A 25,000-nucleotide genomic window follows, 5' to 3' on the forward strand; every position below is an offset into this window, starting at 1 on the left:
CCCCTCAGTCGTCGAGTCGGTCGACGTAGGCGACCCCGAGTTCGTCCAGGCGCGCACGCAGGCCGTACAGATCCAGTCCCAGCTCCCCGGCCGCGAGACGCTGTCGGGTTGCCGCCTCCCGTTCGAGTCGGTCCTGGGCGGCCTGGCTCGCCGCGGCCGCTCCGGCCCGGGGAACGACCACGACACCGTCGTCGTCCGCGACCACGACGTCACCGGGGTGGACCACGCCGCCGGCGCAGACGACCGGCACGTTGACCGAGCCCGGGGTGGCCTTGACCGTTCCCTGCGCCGACACGGCTCGGGTCCAGACCGGGAAGCCGAGTTCGTTGAGCTCGTCGACGTCGCGCACGCCCGCATCGATCACGAGCCCGACGCACCCGTGCGCGCGCAACGAGGTGGCGAGCAGTTCGCCGAACATGCCGTCCGTCGACGGCGAGGTGGTGGTGACCACCAGCACGTCGCCGTTGGTCACCTGCTCGACCGCCGCGTGGATCATCAGGTTGTCGCCGGGTTGGCACGTGACCGTCACGGCGGTGCCGGCGATCCGTGCCCCCCGCTGGATCGGCGACAGCTCCGTACCGAGCAGACCCGTGCGCCCCATCGCCTCGTGCACGGTCGCCACGCCCGCCGCACCGAGTTCCGCCACGAGATTCGGGTCGGCGCGGTCGATGCTGCGCACGACGACGTTCCTTCGCATGGGGCCTCCGGGTGTCAGGCGAGCTGGTCGGCGACCTGCGGGAAGACCCGCATGTAGGCCTCGGCCATGGCGTCGGTCGTCAGACCGAGGTTGGGACCGGAGTTCCGGCGGGCCTGCACGCCGCGCCGCTTGGCGACGTCGGTGTAGTAGTCCCACAGGTGCTCCTGGCCCTCCATGCACCGCATGGCCTCCAGCTTGGTCGGCCACACCTCCGTGATGTCGAGCAGCACCTCGGGCCGGAACTCGCAGTACTCGCTCTGATGCGGCTCGAAGAGGAACACCGGTGGTGCCCCGAGCACCTTCTCCCCTGGCTGGTACCCCGGCGCCTGGGCGATGATTCGGGCCTTCTGCGCGAGCCGACTCGCCAGTGGGTGATCGGTGTTCCATGGATCGACCGTCGTGTGGGTGAGCACGGCCGTCGGCTGCACCTCACGGTAGATGCGCACCAGTTCGTCGAGCAGCTCGTCCGTCTCGACGATCGGGTAGTCACCCACGTCGAGCGTGCGCAACTCGGCTCCGAGCACCTCGGCGGCTGCGGCGGCCTCGCGGTGGCGGGCCGCCTTGACCTGCTCGAGGTCCAGCCCCTGGCGCCAGTAGCGCGCCGACTCACCGCGCTCGCCGTACGACAGGCAGACGATGGTGACACGACCGCCTCGGGCGGTGGTGAGGGCGGCGGCCCCGCCGGCACGCCAGACGAAGTCGGCGGCGTGCGCGCTGACGATCAACAGGTTCGTGGTATCGCTGGTCATGCGGACACCCTAGACGGGGACCGGCCAGATTGTCCACAATGTTGTTGACTTTTGTCTGCGGGGACCCCAAGATCGGTGGCACTGTCGGCCGGAGGAGCGAGACGCGACCATGACGACCGTGAAGCGTGAGTACGACGACATCCCCGGCACCTACGTCTTCGACGGGCGCCGCGCGCGGCAGGGCTACGCCCTGAACAAGTTCCTGAAGACCCTCGATGAGTCGGCGAGTCGGGACGAGTTCCGAACCGACGAGACCACCTATCTCGACCGGTTCAAGCTGTCCGAGGAGCAGCGTCAGGCCGTCCTCGAGCGCGACTGGAACCGTCTGCTCGAACTGGGCGGCAACGTGTTCTACATCTGGAAGCTGTGCGTCTTCGACGGCTGCTCCATGCAGTACATGGGCGGACAGATGTCGGGCATGTCCGAGGAAGAGTTCCGCGAGATGATGCTCAGCGGAGGAAGGCAAACACGATGGCTGAGGTGATCGCGGGCGTCGCCAGCTCGCACGTGCCCCCGATCGGGGCCGCCATGGACCACGGCAAGACCGAGGAACCGTACTGGGCACCGTTGTTCGCTGGCTACGAGCGGGCCCGCGAATGGATGGCGGCGAACACGCCGGACGTGTGCGTGCTGGTGTACAACGACCACGCGAACGCCTTCGGCATGGAGATGATCCCCACGTTCGCCATCGGGGTCGCGGACGAGTTCGAGCCGGCGGACGAGGGGTTCGGACCGCGTCCGGTGCCGACCGTGCAGGGGCATCCCGAGCTGGCCTGGCACCTGGCCGAGTCGCTCATCCTCGACGAGTTCGACATGACGATCGTCAACGAGATGACGGTCGACCACGGATTCACGGTGCCGCTGTCGATCCTGTTCGGCAAGGTGGAGCAGTGGCCGTGCCCGGTGATCCCGATCGTGGTGAACGTCACCCAGTTTCCCCCGCCGACCGGCGCGCGCTGCTACGCGCTCGGCCAGGCAATCCGGCGGGCGATCGACGCCTTCGACCAGGACCTGCGCGTGGCGGTGCTCGGCACCGGCGGCATGTCCCACCAGTTGGGTGGCGCGCGGGCCGGGCTGATCAACGAGGAGTTCGACCGCGACTTCATGGACCGCATCGGCCCGGACCCGGAGTCGTTGCTGGACCTGACGCACACCGACTACATCCGGCAGGCCGGCACCGAGGGCGTCGAACTCGTGATGTGGTTCATCATGCGAGGCGCACTCGACGAGAAGGTCCGCGAGGTGCATCGCCACTACCACGTGGCGGCCTCGAACACCGCGACCGGCCTGATTCTCTACGAGAACGTCTGACCGGACCGAGGACCTGCGTGTGGCCTGGCCGAAGCGGCCAGGCCACACGCGTTCGGGCAGCGTCCTCAGTGGGCGGCGTTGGCGAGCGCCTCGTCATCGATGTTGGCGATCGAACGGGTGTCCTGGAAGGCGCGGATGCCGTGGATGCCCTGCTCCCGGCCGAAGCCGGACTGCTTCATCCCACCGAACGGTGCCCGCAGGTCGAGGCGGGTGGCGCCGTGGTCGTTCACCCACACGTAGCCGCAGACCAGTTGCCGGGCGATGCGTGTGGCCGTCTCCGGATCGGCCGTCCACACCGAGCCGCACAGGCCACCCCAGGTGTCGTTGGCCGCACTGATCGCCTCCTGCTCGGAGTCGAAGGGCAGAACGGGCACCACCGGGCCGAACTGCTCCTCGGTCACGACCTTCAGCTTCGGGTCCGGGTCGACGACGATCGCCGGCCGCACGAAGTTGCCACCCTCCAGCTCACCGCCGGGCAGCTCGCCGAACTCCAGCACGCTCGCGCCGGAGTCCTTGGCCTCCTGGATCAGCTCGGTGACGAATTCCTGTTGCGCGCGCTGGTGCAGCGGGCCCATCGTCGTGCCCTCGTCCAGGCCGTAGCCGAGCACGGTCTGCTCGAGCCGCCGGGACAGGCCGTCCACCAGTTCGTCCATCCGTGAGCGGTGGACGTAGACGCGCTTGGCGTTCATGCAGATCTGGCCGGTGGTGTCGTAGATGGCGGCGAAGAGCCGGTCGAGGTGGGTGTCGTCGATGACGGCGTCCTCACAGAAGATCGCGGCGTCGTTCCCGCCCAGCTCCAGCGTCACGCGCGTCAGCGTGCGCGACGCCATCTCCATCATCTTCTTGCCGCCGTTGACCGAGCCGGTGAAGCACACCTTCGCGACGTCGACGTTCTGGATCAGGCCGGCCATCTGCTCGTCGCGGCCCGTGACGATGTTGAGCACGCCCGGCGGCAGCTTCTCCGCGATGCGCTGCACCAACCTCGTCATCGCCAGCGGCGTCGACGGCGGCGGCTTGACGATGGCGGTGTTCCCGGCGAGCAGTGCATGCGGCAGCGCGGCACCCAGGATCGCGATCGGCCAGTTGAAGGGCACGATCACCGTCACGACGCCGAGCGGCTGGTAGCCGATCTCGGTCGTCACGGGCAGCCCGGGGGCCGGCTCGAGCTCCGTCGTGGCCTCCACCTCGTCGGCGTGCTGGAGCGCCAGTTGCCAGCGCAACTCGAAGACGAGGGTGTCGATCCACGCCTCCATCCGGACCTTGCCGTTCTCCTGGGACAGGATCGCGGCGTCCTGGTCACGGTCGTCGGCGATGCCGGCGATCGCCTCGCTCATCATCCGGGCGCGGTCCTGTGCCGACCGTGCCGACCAGTCGTCGTACGCCGCCTTCGCTGCGGCGACGGCCTCGGCGACGTCGGCCTCGGACGCGGCGGCCGCCGTGCCCACCACCCGGCCGGGCTTGGCCGGGTCCAGGACCTCGAGCACCTCCGAGGTCTTCCGGACCTGGCCACCGATGTAGAGCGCCGTACGTGTCTCGGTATCCGTCATCCCGAAGTCTCCTTGCCGTCCTGCGGACGTCCGTCTTCCCGGCACCTCCCGCGCCGTCGTTCCAACCTACTCCCCCGTCGTGGCGCTCGCGCCCGGCCGGAGAGCGTGCTGCCGGGGACCGCAGGACACGTGCGGTCGTGATCGTGGGATCGGTCCGCCTCCGGAACGCCGTCGAAGCCGCCGACTCCCCACCGGCCCGCGAACGGTGCTCCGGCGTGCCTCAGCGGTACGGGAACCACCAGTCCTTGGAGGCCTGGTCGAAGTCCCAGTGCACGTGCTTGGTCTCGAGGAACGTCTCGAGCCCCTCGGGGCCGAGCTCACGGCCGCCGCCCGTCATCTTCATGCCACCGAACGGTCCCGCGTAGTTGTCGGTCAACGGATCGTTGATCCACACCGTGCCGGCCTTCACGCGCTCGTAGAAGCGCTTGATCAGCAGCGGGTCGGACGAACGCAACGTGGCGCCGAGGCCGAGTTCCGAGGCGTTGACCCGGTCGATGACCTCGTCGAAACCGTCGTAGGTCGCCACCGGGATCGTCGGACCGAACGTCTCCTCGGTCATGATGACCATGTCGTCGTCGACGTCGACCAGCACGGTCGGCTCGTAGAACCACCCGCGCCGGTCCGGCCGCTGCCCACCGGTGAGCACCCGCGCGCCCCGGTCGACCGCGTCGCGCACGTGCGCGTCGACCTTGTCGCGGAACGCCGCGTCGGCGAGCGGCCCGAGGTCCGTGCCGGCGTCCAGCCCGTGCCCGAGCCGCAGCTCGCCGACCTTGGCGGTCAACGCCTCGGCGAACTCCTCGCGTCGCGCCGCGGGCACGAACACCCGCTCGGACGAGGTGCACACCTGTCCGCTGTTGAGCAGCGCCGAGTACGCCAGCGCGTCCGCCGCGGGCTCGAGCTCCGCGTCGGGTGCCACCACGAACGCGTCCTTGCCGCCCAGCTCGAGATGCAGGTGCTTCATCAGCGGGGCGGCGACCGAGGCGATGCGCTGACCGGTCGCGACCGACCCGGTCATGGCCACGACCCGCACGTCGGGATGGCGCACCAGCGCCTCGCCCGCCTCGGCACCGGAACCGGTCACCACGTTCACCACGCCGGGAGGGAAGTGGTCGAAGCAGCGCTCGATCCACTCGAGGGTGACCAGCGAGGTCAACTCCGAGGGCTTGACCACCACCGTGTTGCCGGCCGCCAGCGCCGGCGCGAGCTTCCAGCCCAGCAGCAGCAGCGGATAGTTCCACGGCACGATCGCCCCGACCACCCCGTAGGGTTCCTTGAGCACCAGGTTGAGCTGCGTGCGCGGCTCCGCCGAGGGCACCACCCGACCGAGCCCGTTGCGACCGAGCTCGGCGTAGTAGCGCAGCGAGGTCAGCGCCCACTCCGCCTCCTCCTCCTGCTCGGGCCGGGGCTTGCCCTGTTCGCGGGTGAGGAGCTCGACCAGCTCGCCGTGGTGCGCCATCGAGCGCGCGTACGCCTCGTGCAGCAGTTCCGCGCGGTCGTTCGCGGCCAGGTAGCGCCAGTCGTCGAACGCCGCCTTCGCTGCGGCCACCGCCCGGTCGACCTGCGCCGCACCGCCGGCCGGTACCCGGCCGATGACCTCCTCGGTCGCCGGATCGAAGCTCTCGATCCAACGGTCGGCGACCACGTGCTCGCCGCCGATCCACATGCCGCGGGATTCGCTCGTCATCTGCCTGGGTCCCCTGTCTCGCTCGCTTCGCTCACTCGTTGCCCCCCAGGCGGCATCTGCCTGGGTCCCCTGTCTCGCTCGCTTCGCTCACTCGTTGCCCCCCAGGCGGCATCTGCCTGGGTCCCCTGTCTCGCTCGCTTCGCTCACTCGTTGCCCCCCAGGCGGCATCTGCCTGGGTCCCCTGTCTCGCGGGCGGAGATCAGTCGGAGGTCGGGAAGTGCAGGCTCGACGTGCCGGCGGCCGCGGTGCCAGCGCCCTGCTCGGGCCAGCGGGCGGTGACGACCTTGCCGCGCGTGTAGAAGTGCACGCCCTCGGTGCCGTGCACGTACGTGTCGCCGAACAGCGAGTCCTTCCAACCGCCGAACGCGTAGTAGGCCATCGGCACCGGGATCGGCACGTTGACACCGACCATGCCGACCTCGATCTGCTGCTGGAAGCGGCGCGCCTCACGCCCCGAGTCGGTGAACACCGCCGTGCCGTTGCCGTACGGGTTGGCGTTGACCAGCGCGATCGCGTCGGCGTGGGTGCCGACGCGCACGACCGAGAGCACCGGCCCGAAGATCTCGTCACGGTGGACGGCCATGTCCGGGGTCACGTGGTCGAGCAGGCACGGCCCGAGCCAGAAGCCGTCCTCGGCGCCCTCCACGGTCAACCCGCGTCCGTCGACGACCACCTCGGCGCCCTCGTCGGCGCCGGTCGCGACGTAGCCGGCCACGCGGTCGCGGTGCTCCGCGGTGACCAGGGGGCCCATCTCCGCCTGCGGGTCGGTACCGGGTCCGACGCGCAACGCCGCCATCCGGTTCGCGATCGCCGGGACCAGCCGGTCACCGACGTCGCCGACGGCGACCACCGCCGAGATCGCCATGCACCGCTCGCCGGCCGAGCCGAACGCCGCGGCGACCGCCGCGTCCGCCGCCAGCTCGACGTCGGCGTCGGGCAGCACGACCAGATGGTTCTTCGCCCCGCCCAGCGCCTGCACCCGCTTGCCGTGGGTGGTCGCCGTGGTGAACACGTGCCGGGCGATCGGGGTCGATCCGACGAACGACACCGCCGCGACGTCCGGTGCCGTCAACAGCGCGTCGACCGCCTCGCGGTCGCCGTGGACGACGTTGAACACCCCGTCGGGCAGGCCGGCCTCGGTCCACAGCTCGGCGAGCCGCACCGACACCGACGGGTCCTTCTCGCTGGGCTTGAGCACGAAGGTGTTCCCGCACGCGATCGCGAGCGGGAACATCCACATCGGGACCATCGCCGGGAAGTTGAACGGCGTGATCCCGGCGACCACGCCCAGCGGCTGACGCAACGACCAACTGTCGACACCCGAGGAGACCTCGACGGAGTGCCCGCCCTTGAGCAGATGCGGGATCCCACAGGCGAACTCGACCACCTCGAGGCCGCGCTGCACCTCACCGAGCGCGTCGTCGTGCACCTTGCCGTGCTCGGCGACGATCAGCGCCGCGAGCTCGTCGCGGTGCGCGTCGACCAGCGTCCGGAAGGCGAACAGCACCCGCGTCCGCTGCGCCAACGTCGACCAGCGCCAGGTGGTGAACGCCTCGTGGGCGACCTCCACGACGCGCGCGACCGTCGACGCGGACGCGAGCGGCACGTGGCGGGAGACCCGCCCGGTCGCGGGGTCGAACACCTCCCCGCGCCGGGCGTCGTCGTCGGACCACCGCCGGCCACCGACATGGTGGGACAGCAGCGACGCCATCCCCCCGCTCACCCCTGCGCCCGGGTGAACAGGTCGGTGTAGAGCACCTCGGCCTCCCCGGTGTTCTCGAGGAAGTACAGGTTCTCGCGCACGTCCTCGTCGGGGTAGATCGCCGGGTTGCTCGTGACCTCCTCGTCGATGAACTCGGTCGCAGCCTCGTTGGGCGAGGCGTAGTAGGTGTAGTTGGTCAGCTGCGCGCCGTTCTCGGCGTCGAGCATGAAGTTGATGAAGGTGTGCGCCGTGCACGGGCTGTTCGACGAGGTCAGGATCGCCATGTTGTCGGTCCAGATCGTCGCGCCCTCCTCGGGGATCAGGTAGGCGTAGTTCTCGTCGTCACCGATGTTGTCGAGGATGTTGCCGCTGTAGCCCTGCCCGATGTCGGTCTCGCCGGTGAGCAGCAGCTCGGAGTACTGGTCGGAGGTGAACGTCACGATCTGCGTGTTCTCCTCGATCAGCTGCGCCGCCTCCTCGAGCTGCGCCTCGTCGGTGGTGTTCGGGTCGTGGCCGAGGTAGTACAGCGCGGCTCCCATGCTCTCGCGCGGGTCGTCGAGCATCGACAGGTCCAGCCCGTCGCGCAGCTGCGGGTCGAACAGCCAGCCCCAGGTCGGCTCCGGGTCCGGGCCGGTCGCCTCGAGATTCACGCCCAGCCCGGTCGTGCCCCACTGGTAGGGCCGCGAGTAGGCCAGCTCCGGGTCGTAGGGCGGGTTGGCGAAGTCCTCGGCGACGTTGTCGGAGTTCGGGATCGCCTCGGCGTCGAGCTCGAGCAGCAGGCCCTCCTCGATCATGATCTCGACCATGTAGTCGGACGGGACGATCACGTCGTAGTCGGCGCCACCGGCGCGGATCTGCGCCAGCAGGGCCTCGTTGGAGGTGAAGGTGTCCTCGGTGGCGGAGACGCCGTACTGCTCGCCGAACGCGGTGAGCAGGTCCGGGTCCATGTACTCCGACCAGTTGTAGAACAGCAGGTCCCCGTCGACCTCGTCGACCTCGCACTCGGCGCCGGCCGCGGACGCGTCACCGCCACCGGAGGAGTCGTCGCCGTCCTCGGCGGCCGTCTCGGAGCCCTCGGGGGCCCCGTCGGCGGTCTCACCACCGACTTCGCGACCGCAGGCGGCCAGGACCAGGGCGCTGGCCAGCAGCGTTGCCAGCAGGCGAATCCTCATACGACGTTCCCTTCCCTCTTCTCGCAACCGTTGACTCGTCCCCGGGGCGGCGTGGGCCGCCCCGGCCTCACTCCCCCGCGTCCTCCCGACGCCGCGACACCGCCAGTGACAACAGCACGAGCAGGATCGACCCGACCAACATCAGGACCGACACCGCGTTGATGAGCGGCGTGACCCCCCGGCGCAGCGAACCGAACACGTACACCGGCAGGGTCGTTGCCCCCGCGCCGCTCACGAACTCGGTGATCACCACGTCGTCGAGCGACAACGTCAGCGCCAGCAGCGCACCACCGGCGACCCCTGGGGCGATCAGCGGCAGGGTCACCCGCCGGAACGCCTGCCAGCGGCTGGCGTACAGGTCGGCCGCAGCCTCCTCCAACGCCCCGTCCAACCCGGCGAGCCGCGCACGCACCACCAGCGCCACGAAGGAGACGTTGAACGCGACGTGGGCCAGCATGATCGTCCCGAGCCCACGGCTGAACTGCACGCCGGTGGCCAGGAAGATCAGATCGAACGCCTGCACGAAGAACAGCAGCAGCATCACGGCCATCGTGATGTCCGGGATGATCACCGGCAGGTACAGCAGCCCGTCGAACATGCGCTGCCCGCGGTAACGGAAGCGCTCCATCGACAGACCGGCGAGCGTTCCCAGCACCGTCGCCACCACCGTCGAGACCGCCGCGACGACCAGCGAGTTGCGCAGCGCGTCCATCACGCGGGTGTTGCCGACCAGTTCGCCGTACCAGCGCAACGACGGCTCGGTCCACACACCCACCCGCTCGTTGTCGTTGAACGAGTAGACGATCAGGACCAGGATCGGCAGGTACAGGAAGGCGAACACCAGCCACGCGTTGCCGGCCAGCACCCGATCGACCCCCCGGCGCGGCCTGGCGAGCGAGTCGTCGGCGACCTCCGCCCCCGCCCCACCCGGCATCTCCAGCACACTCATGCTGCCCCCTCCGAGACCGCTGAAGGCCCCTCCAAACCCCACAGGGGGCCTTTCCCGCCGCTCCGTCCATCCTCCGAGACCGCTGAAGGCCCCTCCAAACCCCACAGGGGGCCTTTCCCGCCGCTCCGTCCATCCTCCGAGACCGCTGAAGGCCCCTCCAAACCCCACAGGGGGCCTTTCCCGCCGCTCCGTCCATCCTCCGAGACCGCTGAAGGCCCCTCCAAACCCCACAGGGGGCCTTCACCGCCGCTCATAGGTTCTTTCCTCCGGCGCGGAAGTAGGCCGTCGCGGCGGCCAGCATCACGACCAGGATCGCGACCGACAGCGCCGAGCCGAAGGGCCAGTCGCTCGCGGTCCCGATGAACTGGCGGGCGATGTAGCTGCCGAGCATCGTCGAGCCGCGCCCGCCGAGGATCTCCGGCGTGACGTAGGCCCCGAACGACGGGATGAACACCAGGATCGATCCGGCGATCACCCCCGGCCGCGACAGGGGCCAGGTCACCTTCCAGAACGCCTGCCAGCCGCTGGCGTACAGGTCCCGGGCCGCCTCCACCAGCGAGTGGTCGAGGCGTTCGACCGCGGCGTACAGCGGCAGGATCATGAACGGCAGGTAGCCGTACACCAGCCCGATCATCACGCCGGTCGGCGTGAACAGCAGCGTCGCGTCGATGCCGACCGTCTGCAGCAGCCGGGTCAGAGGTCCGTCGCTGCCCAGCAACATCCGCCAGGCGTAGGTGCGCACGAGGAAGTTCGACCAGAACGGGATCATGACCAGCACGAGCAACAGCGCCCGGACCCTGACGGGCCGGGTCGCCAGGTAGTACGCGAACGGATAGGCCAGCACCAGACAGATCAGCGTCGTCACGACGGCGATCCACAACGAGCGCCACGCGATGGTGAGCACCAGCGAATCGGTCAGCCGCGCGTAGGAGTCGAGGTTCCAGCCGGCCAGCACGGTGGCGCCCCGCGGCGAGCGGCTCGCGAACGAGTAGACGACCACGATCAGCAGCGGGGCCGCGAAGAACGCCACGAGATAGGCGAGCCCCGGAAGCCCGATCAGGAAGCCGCGTCGGGAGGCGGCCTTCTCGGCGTCGCGTTCCAGCCCGGGCCCCGGCGGAGGCGGCTCGTCGTGCAGGTCGGGCTGGACGTCGGGGGGAGGAACGGTCGTCGACATGGTCCGGCTCCGTTCAGTCCTCGAGCACGGTCGCGCTGGCCGGCAGCCAGCGCACCCGCACCCGGTCACCGACGGCGAAGTGCTCGATGCCGGGCGCATTGCCCTGTCGGACCCGGACGTGCAGGTCCGCGTCGCCGTCGGCCACCACCTCGTAGCTGGTGGCGTTGCCGAGGAAGGTCACCCGCTGCACCCGCCCGTGCACGGCGTCGAGGGCCGGATCCCGGTCGTGTTCGGGAGATCGCAACCCGATCTGCTCGGGCCGGATCGCGAGCGTGCAGGTGGCACCCTCCGGTCGGCCCGAGGCCACGCGTACCGGTGTGCCGTCGACCAACCGCACCGTGTCGGTGTCCACCACGGTCGCCGGCATCAGGTTGGTGTCCCCGATGAAGTCGGCCACGAACCGGGTGCGGGGGCGGTCGTAGATCTCGGTGGGTGCCCCGACCTGGAGCAGGCGACCACCGTCCATGACCGCGATGCGGTCGGACATCGTCAGCGCCTCCTCCTGGTCGTGGGTGACGTAGACGAAGGTGATGCCGACCCGTTCCTGCAGTTGCTTGAGCTCGAGCTGCATGGCCTGGCGCAGCTTGAGGTCCAGCGCTCCGAGCGGCTCGTCGAGCAGCAGCACCTTGGGGTGGTTGACCAGTGCGCGGGCGAGCGCCACCCGCTGCTGCTGCCCACCCGAGAGCTGCTTGGGCCGCCGCGACTCCCGACCCTGCAGCTGCACCAGCTCGATGACCTCCGCGACCCGCTGGCGCACCTCGCGCTTGTCGACCTTCTGCATCTCGAGGCCGAAGGCGATGTTCTGGGCCACGCTCAGGTGCGGGAACAACGCGTAGGACTGGAACACGGTGTTGACCGGCCGGCGGTTGGGCGGCAGCAGCCCGACCTCGTCGCCGAAGATGCGGATCGAGCCGGCCGTCGGGTACTCGAAGCCGGCGATCATCCGCAGCGTGGTCGTCTTGCCGCACCCCGAGGGCCCCAGCAGACTGAAGAACTCGCCGTCGGCGATGTCGAGGTCGATGGCGTCCACGGCGGTCACCGCCTCGGCACCCTTCGGTCCGGGGAACCGCTTGGTCACCCCGTGCAGGGCGACGGCCACACCGGTGGCGGACGCGGTCGCGTCCACCGGGGGGCGACCGGTCTCGAGCGAGACGTCAGACACGGCGGTCCTTTCGCGGGGCGGGAACCGGAGCAGGCGGCAGTCTGCCCGTCACGAGTCGAATCCGATGCCGAAACGGTCGAGGAGTGCGAGCCACGAACCCCGCCGACCGCCGCGACGGTCGGCCCGGGCCATCGCGGAACGGGTGGCCTGCACCCCCACCCAGCGCAACGGCTCGGGCGGGAAGGGCACCGGCGAGGTGCTGGTGAAGGCCAGGCGAAGCAGCGGCGAGTCGGCCGCGGTGAGCCGGTCGGCCAGGACCCGGCCGGCGAACCGGGTCGCCGCGACACCGAGTCCCGTGTAGCCCAGCGCGTAGTGCACCCGACCACCCAGCGCGTCGCCGAAGGTGACGGTGAACCGGGTGGTGGTCGCGATCGGCCCGCCCCACCAGCGCTCGAACCGCACGTCGGCCAGCTGCGGGAAGGTCGCTCGGAAATGGCGGGCCAGCAGGTCGTAGGTCGCTCGGCGATGGTCGAAGCGCGGACCGACCCCGTTGCCGAACCGGTAGACCGCGTCGTACCCGCCCCACAGGATGCGGTCGTCGGCGGTGAGCCGGTAGTAGTGGAACTGGTTGCCGGCGTCGGCGATGCCCTGGCGGCGTCGCCACCCGATCCTGGCCAGCTGCTCGGCGTTCAGCGGCGCGGTCAGCAGCACGTAGTCGTGGACGGGCACGAAGTGGCGGGCGGTGCGGCGCAGCACCCGGTGGCTGTAGGCGTTGGTGGCCAGCACCGCCGCACCGGCCAGCACCTGTCCCTGCGGGGTGCGCACGACGACGTCCGGACCGGCGGGGGTGAACCCGACGACCGGGCTGCCCTCGCAGACCTGCACCCCCCGGCGCATCGCCTCGGCGGCCAGCGCCCGCACCAGTCGACCCGGGTCGACCAGCGCACCACCGTCGGGCAGGTGCAGTCCGCCCAGGTAGGTGGGTGAGTCCACCTCGGCGCGGACCGCGTCGGCGCCGAGCAGCTCGGCGTGCTCCTTCACCTCGGCGTGCAGGGCAGCGGCCTCGGCGAGCTCGTCGACCTGCCAGGGCGCGGTGGCGACCTCGAGGAGGCCGGTGCGCTCGACCGCGTCGGCCACCCCGAAGCGGGCCGCGTCGGCGAGCAGCCCGTGCAGGTTCTCGTGGCCGAGTCGGGTCAGCTCGGCCACCTCGTCGGGGAAGTGACGCCGGGCGTTGGCGATGCCGTGGGTCAGCGAGGGCTCGACGAAACCGCCGTTGCGTCCCGACGCACCGTGGCCGACCCGCTCGGCCTCGAGCAGCACGACCCGCCGGCCCGGTTCGCGCTCGGTGAGGGACAGCGCCGTCCACAGGCCGGTGAACCCCCCGCCGACGATCACGACGTCGGCGAGGTGCCGGCCGGTGAGCGGCGGACCCGCCGCGCCGTCGGCGTCCCGCAGCCAGTGGCTGGCGTGGCGGGCGGCCGTCGGCGCGGGCGGGGTCACGCGGTCAGGCCCGCGGCAGGTCGGGGAAGGTCTCGGCGACCACCGGGTGCACCAGGGCACCGTCGGCGACGTTGAGCGCCCCGGACAACGACGCGTCGTCGGGATCGGTGACCAGCTGCAGCAGCCGCGGGGTGACGGCGGCCGACAGGGCGGCCGAAGCGGTGCGCGGGAACTGCCCCGGCACGTTGGTCACGCAGTAGTGGACGACGCCGTGCTCGACGTAGGTCGGCTCGGACAGCGACGTGGGCCGGGCCGTGGCGATGCAGCCGCCCTGGTCGATGGCCAGGTCGACCACGACGGACCCGGGCCGCATGGAGGCCACCATCTGCTCGTCGACCACGACCGGTGCCCGGGCACCGGGCACCAGCGCCGCCCCCACCACCAGGTCGGCCTCGCGCACGTGCGCAGCCACGGCGGCGGGTTCGCTGATCTGGGTCGCGTCGACCGTGCCGTCGAGGTGGTGCTCGTAGAGACGCTGCAGGTCGACGTCCACCCCGGTCACGTGGGCGTCGAGCCCACGCAGGCCCCGGGCCGCCATCGTGCCGGCCACGCCGAGCCCGATCACGACTGCCTTGGCCGGCGGCACGCCGGCGGCACCACCCATCAGCGTCCCCGAACCGCCCTGCGCGGCCGAGAGCTTCTCCGCGCCGACGATGGCCGCAGCCCGCCCGGCGATCTCCGACATCGGCGCGAGCAGCGGCAGCCCGGTGCGGTCGGTGAGCGTCTCGTAGGCGTAGGCGTGGATCCCCGACTCGACCAGGGCGCGGGTCAGCTCCGGCTCGGCCGCCAGGTGCAGGTAGGTGAACAGGGTCAGGTCGTCGCGGAAGAACGCGAACTCGTCCGGCTGCGGTTCCTTGACCTTGACGACCACCTCCGCGGCCCAGACCTCGCCGGCGTCGGCGACCAGCTCCGCGCCGGCGTCGGTGTAGGCGTCGTCGTCGAACCCGGCGCCCGTGCCGGCACCGGCCTGGACCAGGACCCGGTGACCGCGGTCGACGACCGAGGCGACCGCCGAGGGCGTCAACGACACCCGACGTTCGCGGTCCTTGGTCTCGCTGGGCACACCGATCGTGCGGGTCTCGCTCATGCGCTCGCTCCTGCGTGGCCGCACGGCGCCTGCACCACCGGTCCGGTGCTCACAGGGCCACCATGCGCTTGGCTGCCTCGCCCAGCACCTGGTCGAGGATCCCGATGATCTCGCCGAGGGTCTCCCGGTCGGCGATCAACGGGGGGGACAGCTGGAGCACGGGTTCGTCGCGGTCGTCGGCGCGGCAGATCATCCCGAGCTCGAGCAGACGCGCCGAGAGGAAGCCGCGTAGCAGCTGCTCGGACTCGACGGCGTCGAACATCACCTTGTGCTCGCGGTCCTTGACCAGCTCGAGCGCCCAGAAGTAGCCGGTGCCGCGGACGTCGCCGACGATCTCGTGGCGCTCGTACAGGCCACGCAGCTGCTCCTCGAACCAGCTCTCGTTGGCGCGGACGTTGTCGAGCACCCCGAGCTCGTCGAACAGCCGCAGGTTCTCCAGGGCGACGGCGGCGGCGACCGGGTGACCACCCCAGGTCGCGCCGTGGACGAACATGGTGGTCTTCTCGAGCTGCAACAGCTTGCTGATGCGCTCGTTGAAGCCGACGCCACCGAGCGGCAGGTAGGCGCTGGTGACGCCCTTGGCGAAGGTGAGCAGGTCGGGGACCACGCCGTACTTCTCCGCGCCGGTCCAGTACCCGAGGCGCCCGAAGCCGGTGATCACCTCGTCACAGGCGAGCAGGACGCCGTAGCGGTCACAGATCTCGCGCAGCCGGGGCCAGTAGTCGGCCGGCGGGGTGAAGCAACCACCGGCGTTCTGCACCGGCTCGGCGATCACCAGCGACACCCGGTCCGGGCCGATCTCGAGGATCTTGTCCTCGACCGCCTGGGCCGGGTCGTCGTGCTGGGGGCGGTAGGCGTTGGTGTTGGGCACGTAGTGGTGCACGGGACGCAGCGGTTCGAACGGCTCGCGCAGTCCTGCCAGCCCGGTCACGCCCAGCGCCCCGAGCGTGGTGCCGTGGTAGGCGTAGTTGCGGCTGATGACCTGCGTGCGTTCGGGTTCACCGTTGAGCCGGTGGTACTGCTGGGCCATCTTCACCGCCGACTCCACGGCCTCCGAGCCGGAGTTGACGAAGAAGAAGTGGTTCAGGTCCCCCGGGAAGCGCTCCGCGAGTGCCGCGGCGAGGTCGATCGCGGGCTGATGGGCGTAGGACCAGTTGGTCGCGAACGGCAGCCGGTCCATCTGCGCCCGCGCGACCTGCCCCATCGACGGGTGCCCGTAGCCGATCTGGGCGCAGAACAGCGCCGAGAGTGCGTCGAGGTAGCGCTTGCCGTCGGTGTCCCAGACGTAGCAGCCCTCGGCACGGTCCATCGTCGGGATCGACGGCGCGTCGCCGAGCCAGTCCGAGGTGCGGGTGAAGTGCAGCCACAGGTTGCCCGTGCCCAGTTCCGCGGTGCTCATACCGGCGTCCTTGTCAGATCGTGATGTCGGACATCACGTGCTTGATGCGCGTGTAGTCCTCGAGGCCGTACATCGACAGGTCCTTGCCGTGGCCGGAGTGCTTGAACCCGCCGTGGGGCATCTCCGCCACGATCGGGATGTGGGTGTTGATCCACACCGCGCCGAAGTCGAGCCCTCTGGCCATGCGCATGGCCCGCCCGTGGTCCCGGGTCCAGACACTGGAGGCGAGGCCGTACTTGACGCCGTTCGCCCAGCGCAGCGCCTGGTCCTCGTCGTCGAAGCGCTGCACGGTCAGCACCGGACCGAAGATCTCGGTCTGGCTCATCTCGTCGTCGGGGCGCAGGCCGGCCACGACCGTGGGCTCGAAGAAGAAGCCGTCGCGGACCAACGGCGAGCCGCCGGCCACGACCTCGAGGTGGCCGGGAGCCCGGTCGAAGAAGCCCCGCACGCGTGCGTGCTGGTCGGCGTTGTTGAGCGGCCCGTAGTCGGGTTCCTCGTCGTCGTTCGGCGCGCCCGTCGAGGTCGCCCGGGCCTGCTCGGCCAGCGCCGCCACGAGGTCGTCGTGGATGCGCGGGCCGGCCAGGACCCGTGACGCGGCGGTGCAGTCCTGCCCGGCGTTGAAGTAGCCGGCCCCGGCGATGCCGGCGGCCGCGTGTTCGACGTCGGCGTCGTCGAACACGATCACCGGCGCCTTGCCGCCGAGCTCGAGATGGGTGATCTTGAGGTCACGCGCGACCGCCTCGGCGACCTCCATGCCCGCACGGACCGAACCGGTGACCGACACGAACTGTGGGATCTCGTGGGTGACCAGACTGCGGCCGGTGTCCCGGTCCCCGCAGACGACGTTCATCACCCCCGGCGGCAGGAACTCCTGCATGAGCTCGGCCATCCAGGCCGTGGAGACCGGCGTGGTGTCGCTGGGCTTGAGCACGACCGCGTTGCCGGCCGCGAGCGCCGGCGCGAACTTCCACACCGCCATCATCATCGGGTAGTTCCACGGTGACACCTGCGCACAGACCCCGATCGGCTCCCGACGGACGTAGGAGGTGTGCCCCGCCAGGTACTCGCCGGCGGAACGGCCCTCCAGCACCCGCGCGGCGCCGGCGAAGAAGCGGATCTGGTCGACGGCCGGCGGCAGCTCCTCCTCCATCGTGAGCTGGAACGGCTTGCCGGTGTTCTCGCACTCGAGCCGGACCAGCTCCTCGCCGCGCTCCTCGATCGCGTCGGCGATCCTGAGCAGCGCGCGGCTGCGCTCGGACGGCGTCGCGTCCCGCCAGCCGGGAAAGGCGTCGGCGGCCGCACGACAGGCGTCGTCGACGTCCTGTGGGCCCGACCGCGGCGCGCTGCCGAAGACCTGTCCCGTCGACGGGTCGACCAGGTCCATGGTCTCGCCGGCGACCGGATCGCGCAGCTCGCCACCGATCACGTTCTGCACCTTGCGCACTGGCTCGACCTCCCGGTCCGCTCCTGCCCGCTGCCACGATGCCTGCCACGGACGTCTCCCTCGTCCGCGTCACCGGCTCCGCCGCACACCGGCTTCCGATCTCGCGCCGCGAACCGTAGGACCGGCCGGCGATCGATGTCGTTGGCCGTCCGGCGCTGGTCGCGGGTGTGGCCTTGGCCACCTGGCGAAGTGTTGCACGGATCGTCGCGGCGCCTGGCCGATCGTCGTACGCATCCCGCGCACGGTCGTGGGTTCGGCCGATGCCGCCCCGGGAGGACCGCCGTAGCGTGTGCCGAGCGGCCGAGGGAGATGTCGCGACGTGGGTACGACGGAATCCGGCGCGACCGCGCCCGAAACGCGACGGTCCGGGCAGTACGCTCCGGCGGTCCTCGACCCGAAGGGTCCCGTGCCGCTCTGGCCGTCGGAACTGCTGGCCGATCCCGGTCTCGGGCTCGAGCTCGTCGCCGGCCGGGCAGGACTGGACCGGCGTGGCCCGATCCGCTGGGCCCACATCGCCGACACGCCCGACCCGACCCCCTGGCTCGAGGGCGGGGAACTGCTGCTCACCACCGGTCTGGGGGTGAAGGACAGCCCGTCGCTGCAACAGCGCCTGATCGCCGGGCTCGCCGGACGTGGTGTGGTCGCCGTCGGGTTCGGCACCGGCGTGAGCCTCGAGGAGGTACCGGCCACCATGGTGGCCGCCTGCGACAGCGCCGCGCTGCCCCTGTTCACGGTGCCCTACGAGGTGCCCTTCCTCGCCGTCACCCGCCGGGTGTCTCGCGCGGTGTTCGAGGAGCACTTCGCCACCCTGCGCAGCGCGGTCACGTTGCACCGGCAGGTGCTGGCCGCGGTCGTCGCCGACCACGGGCTCCGGGGCGTGCTGGCCACGGTCGGTCGCGCGATGCCGACGACGGCCCTGCTCGCCTTCGACTTCGCGGGTGCGGAGCTCGCCCGCCACGACCCCGACGGGCGACTCGACGGACTTGCACCCGAACTGCTGTGGAAGGCCGCGGCCGCCGAGGGACCGGCCGCGACGCTGCCCGACGGTCAGCTGGTGACCAGCGCCACGGTCCGCATCGGACAGGAGCTCGAGGCGGTCGTCGCCGTCGTGACCGCCGAGTCGCTGATCGAGCACCAGACGCTGCTCTTCGAGCAGGGTGTCGCGGGCGTGTCGCTGGAGCGCGCCCGACGCCGATCGGTCCGCGAGGCACAGCGTGCCCGGGTCGACGAGCTGCTCGAGGAGGTCGCCGCCGGACGTGACACCCCCGGCCTCGTCGCCCGGGCGCTGCGACGGCTCGGCGTCCCACCACCGGCCGCCTACCGGGTGCTGGCCGTCGCCCGCCCGGACGGCGTCGGCGACGCCCAGCTGGCCGCCGTGGTCGAGGACGCCCTGCTCCCGTTCGGCCGCCCCGTCGTGGGCCGACTCGCGGAGACGTGGTTCGCCCTGGTCCCCGTTCCGGCCGACACCGATGCTGGGGGGCACGACGCCCGCGCCCACGACCACGACGGCCGGGACACCGACGACGGCCCCACCGGCGGCGACCACCCCGACGCGGCCACCCGGATCGTCGAGGCGCTGCGCGCCCGCGGCTGGCCGCGACCGCGGGTCGGGCGCAGTCGGGTGAAGACGGGCGCCGAGGCGTTGCGTGCCGCCATCCGGGAAGCCAGCGTGGCGCTGCGCGTCGACGACGGCACCGCCGTGCACGACGTGGACCAGCTCGGTCTGTCCGGGCTGCTGGCCGGCATCCGCGACGACCTCGGCGCGACCGACTTCGTCACCTCGGTGCTCGGCCCCGTCCTCGACCACGACGCCCGCGAGGCGACCCGCCTCGTCGACACCCTGCGCGCCTACCTCGCGCACGGCTGCCGACCCGGCCCGGCCGCCGCGGAGCTGTGCGTGCACCGGCACACCCTGACCTACCGGCTCGACCGGATCCGGGAGCTCACCGGCCGCGACCCGCGCGGCGGCGACCACCTGCTCGAGTACGGCCTCGCCCTCGAGCTGCATGCCCGAACGACGGCCCGGGAGCCCACGTGACCAACTACTGGCTCGCCACCTCGGCGGACGACCTGACGCCCCGCGCACCACTCGAGGGCGACCGGCGCGCCGACGTCGCGGTCGTCGGTGGTGGTTACACCGGCCTGTGGACCGCCTGGTACCTGCGCGAGCGCGACCCGGCCCTCGACGTCGTGGTGATCGAGGCCGAGACGGTCGGGTTCGGCGCGTCCGGCCGCAACGGCGCCTGGCTGTCCCCCGGCGTGGGCGTCACCCCGGGCGAGCTGGCCCGGCGCGCCTCCCCCGGCATCGCCGCCGCAACCGTGCGGGCGGTGCGCGACAGCATCGACGAGATCGCGGCCGTCTGCGACCGCGCCGGCATCGACGCGCAGCTGCGTCGCGGGGGCATCCTGCGCATCGCCCGCGGCCGCGCCGAGGTTCCCGCCCTGCACGCCGGACTCGACGAGCTGGTCCGGCTCGGGCTCGGCGACGGGGTCACGCTGCTCGACGCCGACGCACTGGCGGCCCGCGTCCGGGTCGCCGACGCCCTCGGGGCGCTGCACGACCCGTACGGCGCCGTCCACCATCCGGGCCGGCTCGTGCGCGGCCTCGCCCGCCGGCTCGAGGACGCCGGCGTGCGCATCGTCGAGGGCACCCGGGTCACCGACCTGCGCCCCGGACCGCCCGCGGTCCAGGTCGTCACCGACCACGGGGTCGTGACCGCCGACACGGCCGTCCTCGCCACCGAGGCGTGGCTGCCGCAGCTGCCCGGCCGCGCCCGGGACGTGCTGCCGATCTACTCGCTGGTCGTGCTCACCGAACCGGTCGACGACGCGACGTGGGCCCGCATCGGCTGGCAGGGCCACGAGGCGCTGTCCTCGCACCGCTACACGGTCGACTACCTGTCGCGCACCGTCGACGGCCGGATCCTGTTCGGTGGCCGTGGGGCGCCGTACCACTTCGGCTCGGCCGTCGCCCCGGCCTTCGACCGCCACGACCGTACGCACGACGAACTCGCCCGGCAGCTCACGTCCTGGTTCCCCGATCTCGCCGGCGTGCGCGTCGAGCACCGGTGGGGCGGGCCGCTGGCGATGCCGCGCGACTGGCTGCCCGCGTTCCGGCACGATCCACGCACCGGCATCGCCACCGCCAACGGCTACACCGGCCAGGGCGTCGCCGCGACCAACCTCGCCGGGCGGGTGCTCGCCGACCTGATCGTCACCGGCACCACCGAGTACGCCGAGCTGCCGATGGTCGGCCACCGCCCGCGCCGCTGGGAGCCCGAACCGCTGCGCTGGCTCGCCGCCCGCTACCTGCAGCACTCCCTCGCCCGCCTCGACGCGAAGGCCGCCCGCACCGGCCGTCCTCCCACCGGTCGCACCCTCGCCGAACGCCTCGTCCGGCACTGAGCCGGCGCGCTGCGCGCGGTCCTTCGTCGCGGGCGCGGGAACCCGCACGGCGCGACACCCGGGAGACCGCAGGACCTTGTGCCCGCCCGGCGCGGCGAGACGGGGTCAGACGGTGTCGAGGAACTGGCCGCCGAGCAGCGTCAGCCCCACGGAGACCGCGTTGAAGGCGGCGTGGGCGACGATCGGGACCACGAGGTTGCCGAAGCGGTGCAGCGACCAGGCCAGCGCCACGCCCAACGCGAGCAGCCCGGCGCTGTAGACGGGCTGCTGCACCTCGACATGGACGGCGGCGAAGACCAGGCCGGACACCAGCGCACCGGGCCACAGGCCGAGGCGTCGCTTGAGCGCCTGGAAGAGCACGCCGCGGAAGATGACCTCCTCGACGACCGGGGCCATGACCACGGCCACCACGACCGCCAGCACGGTCGTCGCACCGCCGGCGGTCAGGTCGGTCAACAGCTGCTGCTCGGGCGGGTCGACGGGGCCGATCAGTTGCAGCACCAGCGCGATGACGGCGTTGACGCCGAGGAAACCGGCGATGCCGACCACGATCCCGTAGGCCGCCCGGGTCCAGGTCGGTGGCCGTGGTCCGAGCAACCGCCACGACAGCCGGTCCCGGGCCTGCAGGTAGGCCAGCGCGCCCGCGAGCCCGACCGCCTGCGACACCAACGCCAGCAGCATCATGGTGGCGGTGTCGTCCTGGCTGACGAAGCCGAGCACGGCCGCCGGCAGGATGACGAGGAACTGCGCCAGGATCATCCACACGACCAGCAGTGCACCGTCCACGGCCGAGAACGGCACCGGGAAGGCGTCGGCGGCGCGGGCACCGTCGCGGTAGCCGCCGCCGGGCCAGGCCGGGTCGCCGTCCGCACCGGGGGAGCCGGCCGGCGGAGGGCCCGACGGGCCGGCCGGCGGCGGACCGGGTGGTGGCGGGAGGTGACTCATGACGGACTCCTGCGGGAACGGCGGAGGACGAGCGGGAGGAGCAGGACGGCGAGGACGGCTGCCGCGAGCAGGGCGACCACCCGCGAGCCTGGACCCGAGGTCGCGTCGCCGGTGCCGATGCGCTCGGCAACGGCCGCGGCCTGGTCGTCGCCGACCGTGACGGTCAGCGGACTGCCGGCCTCCGAGCCGTCGGTGTCGCGGGCGAGCAGGGCGACGGCGTAGTCGCCGGCCGGCACGGCCGCACCGCCGGCGTCCTCGTAGCGCCAGCTGGCGGCGTGCGAGCCGGGGTCGGCGGCGCCGAGATCACGCGAGAGGACCTCGTTCCCGTCGGCGTCGCGGACCGAGAGACGCAGTAGCGCAGGCCGGTTGACCTCGACCTCGACCACGACGGCGTCCCCGAGGTCGATCCCGGCGGCGGGGCGGGTGGCCGACACGTCGAGTGCGGCGTCGTGGCCCTCGGGAGGGGTCAGCGTCCACTGTTCACCGACGCGGGTGACGGTCCAGGTGCCGATGGCGGTCTCCTCGACCACCTCGTCGCCGAGCGTTATCCGCATGGTCTGCGAGGGCCGCAACGTGAACGTGTCGGCGACGTCGAGGCCGACACGGACGCGTTCGGGCAGGGCGGCGCTGGAGGTCGGTCGACGGCCGTCGTAGTAGGCGGCGAGGATCTCGGCGTGGTCCTGTCCCTGTTCGGCGCGGCCGAGCGCGCCGTACTGCCCCATGCCGACCCCGTGGCCCCAGCCGCGCCCCTCGATGATGACGTGGTCGTCGTCGAGGTCGATCGTGAACCGGCTGGAGGGCAACGTCTCGGGCAGTCGCCGCAGCCCGTCGCCGCGGACGCCGGGGAACTCGTCGGGGTGGCGCTCGGCCGCGATGCGGCTGACGAACTCGCGGAAGGTGCGCACCCCGACGCGGACCTCGGTGCCGTCGGCTCCGGTCACCACGACGTCGGCGAACGGGTCGTGGACGTCGCCCTCACGGCGGACGTCGACGACGGGCGCGGCCGGTCCGAGGGTCTCGCCGCGGGCGACGATGTCGTCGAACTGGGCGCGGGTAAAGGGCACCGTCCAGCGGTGGTAGGGCGACACGGCGTCGGCCGGGTCCTCGGTGCCGACCAGGAACGGACGCGGCCCCTCGGCGGGGAACACGAGCTCGTTCGGGTAGGTGCGACCACCCGAGGTGGAGAAGTAGCGGGCCAGGATCGGCGCGCCGGCGTCGTCGACGAGGACCTGTCCGGCGGTGGCGTCCACGGCCTCGCGCCACCGGTCCCCGAGGTCGTCGAGGACCACCTCGGCGCCGCGGAACACCTGGCAGGCGACGGTCGCGCAGATGTCGTAGTGGGAGAAGGTGCCGAGCTCGATCGAGTACCAGGCGTAGGTGCGGGCGGCGACGGCCTGGGCCTGGAGCGCCTCGAGGTGCCACCGCGAGGGCATCTCGGCGACACCGGCGACGTAGTCCTCCATCCCGAGCTCGTTGACGAGCAGCGTTCCCGACGAGCCGGCCCGGAACTCGAGGGTGTCGAGGTGACGACGTACCCCGCGCATCTCGTCGCCGACCCCCACCACGCCGTCGTCGGCGGCCTGGACCCGGAGCACACCGGTCCCGGTCCACGGTTGTCCCGCGAGGGTGTCACCCGCGAGGGTGGCTGCCGTGACGCCAGCGCCCTCGGGCAGCACGCCGGCGGGGGCGAGCAGCACGCCCAGCGCCGTTGCCAGCACGGCGAACGCGGCCCGACGGTGCCGCCGGGGCGTCCTCCGGAGGTCGCGGTCAGGCATCCACATCGCTGGCGGGGACGCGTTCGACGTCGGCGCCCAGCGCCTGCAGACGTGGGATCCAGTCGGCGTAGCCGCGGTCGACGTGGTGGACGTCGCGGACGACCGTGGTGCCGCGGGCGACCAGGCCGGCCAGCGTGCCCGCCGCACCGGCGCGCACGTCGAGGCCGGTGAACGTCGCGCCGACCAGCGGGGCGGGGCCGCGGATGAGCGCGTGGTGGCCGTCGATCTGGATGTCGGCGCCCATCCGCGCGAGCTCGTCGACGAACGAGAACCGCGACTCGAAGACGTTCTCGGTGCAGCGCGAGGTGCCCTCGGCCTGGGTGAGCAGCACCATCATCTGCGGTTGCAGGTCGGTCGGGAACCCCGGGTAGGGCAGGGTCACGAAGTCGACCGGGTCGAGGTCGCCGGCCTTGACCCGCAACGAGTCGCCGCCCTCCTCGATCACGACACCGGCGGAGCGCAGCTTCAGCAGTGGCAGGGTGAGATCGGCCGGACGGACCCGTTCGATCACCACGTCGCCGCCGGTCAGCGCGGCGGCGACGGCGTACGTGCCGGCCTCGATGCGGTCGGGGCAGGTCTCCCAGGAGATCGGCGCGAGCCGGTCGACGCCCTCGATCTCCAGCGTCGGCGACCCGATGCCGTCGATGCGGGCGCCCATCGCGACCAGCATCCGGCACAGGTCCTGGATCTCGGGTTCACGGGCGGCGTTGTCGAGCACGGTGGTGCCGTCGGCGAGCACGGCCGCCATCACCAGGTTCTCGGTGGCGCCGACGCTCGGGAAGTCCAACGTCAGGATCGCGCCGTGCAGTTCGCGGGCGACGACCTCGACCTCGTCGGCGCGCTCCTCCACCTCGGCACCCATCGCCATCAGACCCCGCACGTGCATCTCGATGCGGCGGGCACCGATCTTGTCCCCGCCGGGCAGGGCGATGCGGGCCCGACGGGTGCGGCCGACCAGCGGGCCGAGACAGGAGATCGACGCCCGGATGCGGGTGACGGCGTCGCGCGGCGGCCGCCAGTCCGGCTCCACCGACGCGTCGATCGTGCAGCGCTCGTTGGCGAGGTCGAGGTCGACCCCGAGCCCGATGCCGCGCAGGACCTCGGCCATGACCGGCACGTCCGCGATACGCGGGATGGCCCCGAGCTCGAGCGTGCCGTCGCACAGGATGCCGGCGGCCATCAGCTTCAGCGCGCTGTTCTTGGCGCCCGACAGTCGGACGGTGCCCCGCAGGGGGGCACCGCCGCGGACGACGAAGACGTCGGTGGAGGAGGTGGGATCCAGCATGACCGCCGAGACTACCCGGGCCCGGCATCCGGCACGCTGCGACCGCGCGGCCGCAGACCCGCCGACCGTCGCG

20 protein-coding genes are annotated in these 25,000 nt (G+C 71.8%); 4 read left to right on the plus strand and 16 right to left on the minus strand.

Features of this window, described 5'->3' with window-relative positions:
* Positions 1 to 4 precede the first annotated feature (4 nt).
* Together ELR47_RS18740 and ELR47_RS15990 are read right to left on the minus strand one after the other, a co-directional pair.
* Positions 5 to 697: a 4-carboxy-4-hydroxy-2-oxoadipate aldolase/oxaloacetate decarboxylase gene (locus ELR47_RS18740; RefSeq protein WP_130650786.1), complete on the minus strand. Its 693-nt coding sequence runs from the start codon at positions 695 to 697 to the stop codon at positions 5 to 7.
* A gap of 14 nt (positions 698 to 711) precedes the next feature.
* Positions 712 to 1,446, minus strand: coding sequence for a PIG-L deacetylase family protein (locus ELR47_RS15990; RefSeq protein WP_130650787.1), 735 nt, complete (start codon positions 1,444 to 1,446; stop codon positions 712 to 714).
* A 109-nt stretch (positions 1,447 to 1,555) separates the two neighbouring features.
* On the opposite strand from ELR47_RS15990, the gene ligA reads away from it, so the two are divergent.
* A complete protein-coding gene (gene ligA, locus ELR47_RS15995; protein ID WP_130650788.1) occupies positions 1,556 to 1,930 on the plus strand; it encodes a protocatechuate 4,5-dioxygenase subunit alpha in 375 nt (124 codons plus the stop codon).
* On the plus strand, positions 1,918 to 2,757 hold the full coding sequence (locus ELR47_RS16000; RefSeq protein ID WP_130650789.1) for a class III extradiol dioxygenase subunit beta: 840 nt from the start codon (positions 1,918 to 1,920) through the stop codon (positions 2,755 to 2,757). Before ligA ends, ELR47_RS16000 begins: the two co-directional genes overlap by 13 nt.
* 65 nt (positions 2,758 to 2,822) lie before the next feature.
* Here ELR47_RS16000 and ELR47_RS16005 read toward each other — a convergent pair whose 3' ends face one another.
* The 11 genes from ELR47_RS16005 to ELR47_RS16055 all read right to left on the minus strand — a co-directional run bounded on the left by ELR47_RS16005 (position 2,823) and on the right by ELR47_RS16055 (position 17,457).
* Complete coding sequence (locus ELR47_RS16005; protein WP_130650790.1) at positions 2,823 to 4,304, minus strand: aldehyde dehydrogenase family protein; 1,482 nt, start codon at positions 4,302 to 4,304, stop codon at positions 2,823 to 2,825.
* Positions 4,305 to 4,524: 220 nt separating this feature from the next.
* A complete protein-coding gene (locus tag ELR47_RS16010; protein ID WP_205745320.1) occupies positions 4,525 to 5,988 on the minus strand; it encodes an aldehyde dehydrogenase family protein in 1,464 nt (487 codons plus the stop codon).
* Between the two features lie 199 nt (positions 5,989 to 6,187).
* Complete coding sequence (locus ELR47_RS16015) at positions 6,188 to 7,699, minus strand: CoA-acylating methylmalonate-semialdehyde dehydrogenase (RefSeq protein WP_130650791.1); 1,512 nt, start codon at positions 7,697 to 7,699, stop codon at positions 6,188 to 6,190.
* Between the two features lie 8 nt (positions 7,700 to 7,707).
* On the minus strand, positions 7,708 to 8,862 hold the full coding sequence (locus tag ELR47_RS16020; protein WP_130650792.1) for a polyamine ABC transporter substrate-binding protein: 1,155 nt from the start codon (positions 8,860 to 8,862) through the stop codon (positions 7,708 to 7,710).
* 67 nt (positions 8,863 to 8,929) lie between these two features.
* A complete protein-coding gene (locus tag ELR47_RS16025) occupies positions 8,930 to 9,811 on the minus strand; it encodes an ABC transporter permease (protein WP_205745321.1) in 882 nt (293 codons plus the stop codon).
* 250 nt (positions 9,812 to 10,061) lie between these two features.
* Positions 10,062 to 10,985 carry an ABC transporter permease gene (locus ELR47_RS16030; RefSeq protein ID WP_130650793.1) on the minus strand — a complete coding sequence of 308 codons (924 nt, stop codon included), beginning with the start codon at positions 10,983 to 10,985 and terminating at the stop codon, positions 10,062 to 10,064.
* 13 nt (positions 10,986 to 10,998) lie between these two features.
* Positions 10,999 to 12,147 (minus strand): ABC transporter ATP-binding protein, encoded by a 1,149-nt coding sequence (locus tag ELR47_RS16035; protein WP_205745322.1) that lies wholly within the window; start codon positions 12,145 to 12,147, stop codon positions 10,999 to 11,001.
* A gap of 48 nt (positions 12,148 to 12,195) precedes the next feature.
* Complete coding sequence (locus ELR47_RS16040) at positions 12,196 to 13,587, minus strand: NAD(P)/FAD-dependent oxidoreductase (protein WP_130650794.1); 1,392 nt, start codon at positions 13,585 to 13,587, stop codon at positions 12,196 to 12,198.
* Positions 13,588 to 13,591: 4 nt separating this feature from the next.
* A complete protein-coding gene (gene ald, locus ELR47_RS16045; protein ID WP_130650795.1) occupies positions 13,592 to 14,674 on the minus strand; it encodes an alanine dehydrogenase in 1,083 nt (360 codons plus the stop codon).
* Positions 14,675 to 14,723: 49 nt separating this feature from the next.
* Positions 14,724 to 16,073 (minus strand): aspartate aminotransferase family protein, encoded by a 1,350-nt coding sequence (locus ELR47_RS16050; protein ID WP_130650796.1) that lies wholly within the window; start codon positions 16,071 to 16,073, stop codon positions 14,724 to 14,726.
* Between the two features lie 13 nt (positions 16,074 to 16,086).
* Positions 16,087 to 17,457 carry a gamma-aminobutyraldehyde dehydrogenase gene (locus ELR47_RS16055; protein ID WP_370469410.1) on the minus strand — a complete coding sequence of 457 codons (1,371 nt, stop codon included), beginning with the start codon at positions 17,455 to 17,457 and terminating at the stop codon, positions 16,087 to 16,089.
* Between the two features lie 466 nt (positions 17,458 to 17,923).
* Here ELR47_RS16055 and ELR47_RS16060 point away from each other — a divergent pair, with 466 nt between their 5' ends.
* Together ELR47_RS16060 and ELR47_RS16065 are read left to right on the plus strand one after the other, a co-directional pair.
* Positions 17,924 to 19,555 carry a PucR family transcriptional regulator gene (locus ELR47_RS16060; RefSeq protein WP_165404138.1) on the plus strand — a complete coding sequence of 544 codons (1,632 nt, stop codon included), beginning with the start codon at positions 17,924 to 17,926 and terminating at the stop codon, positions 19,553 to 19,555.
* Positions 19,552 to 20,922 (plus strand): NAD(P)/FAD-dependent oxidoreductase, encoded by a 1,371-nt coding sequence (locus tag ELR47_RS16065; protein WP_130650799.1) that lies wholly within the window; start codon positions 19,552 to 19,554, stop codon positions 20,920 to 20,922. Before ELR47_RS16060 ends, ELR47_RS16065 begins: the two co-directional genes overlap by 4 nt.
* A gap of 105 nt (positions 20,923 to 21,027) precedes the next feature.
* Here the strand turns inward: ELR47_RS16065 and ELR47_RS16070 are convergent, their stop codons facing one another.
* Genes ELR47_RS16070 through murA form a run of 3 tightly spaced genes read right to left on the minus strand, consistent with a single transcriptional unit; the run spans position 21,028 to position 24,927 of the window.
* Positions 21,028 to 21,867 (minus strand): CPBP family intramembrane glutamic endopeptidase, encoded by an 840-nt coding sequence (locus ELR47_RS16070; RefSeq protein WP_130650800.1) that lies wholly within the window; start codon positions 21,865 to 21,867, stop codon positions 21,028 to 21,030.
* A complete protein-coding gene (locus ELR47_RS16075) occupies positions 21,864 to 23,642 on the minus strand; it encodes a SpoIID/LytB domain-containing protein (protein ID WP_165404139.1) in 1,779 nt (592 codons plus the stop codon). The genes ELR47_RS16070 and ELR47_RS16075 overlap by 4 nt, the downstream gene beginning before the upstream one ends.
* Entirely contained in the window at positions 23,635 to 24,927 is a 1,293-nt protein-coding gene (murA, locus tag ELR47_RS16080; RefSeq protein ID WP_130650802.1) for a UDP-N-acetylglucosamine 1-carboxyvinyltransferase, read from the minus strand. The genes ELR47_RS16075 and murA overlap by 8 nt, the downstream gene beginning before the upstream one ends.
* Between the last annotated feature and the right edge of the window lie 73 nt (positions 24,928 to 25,000).

The sequence above is a fragment of the Egicoccus halophilus genome (assembly GCF_004300825.1).
GTDB lineage: Bacteria > Actinomycetota > Nitriliruptoria > Nitriliruptorales > Nitriliruptoraceae > Egicoccus > Egicoccus halophilus.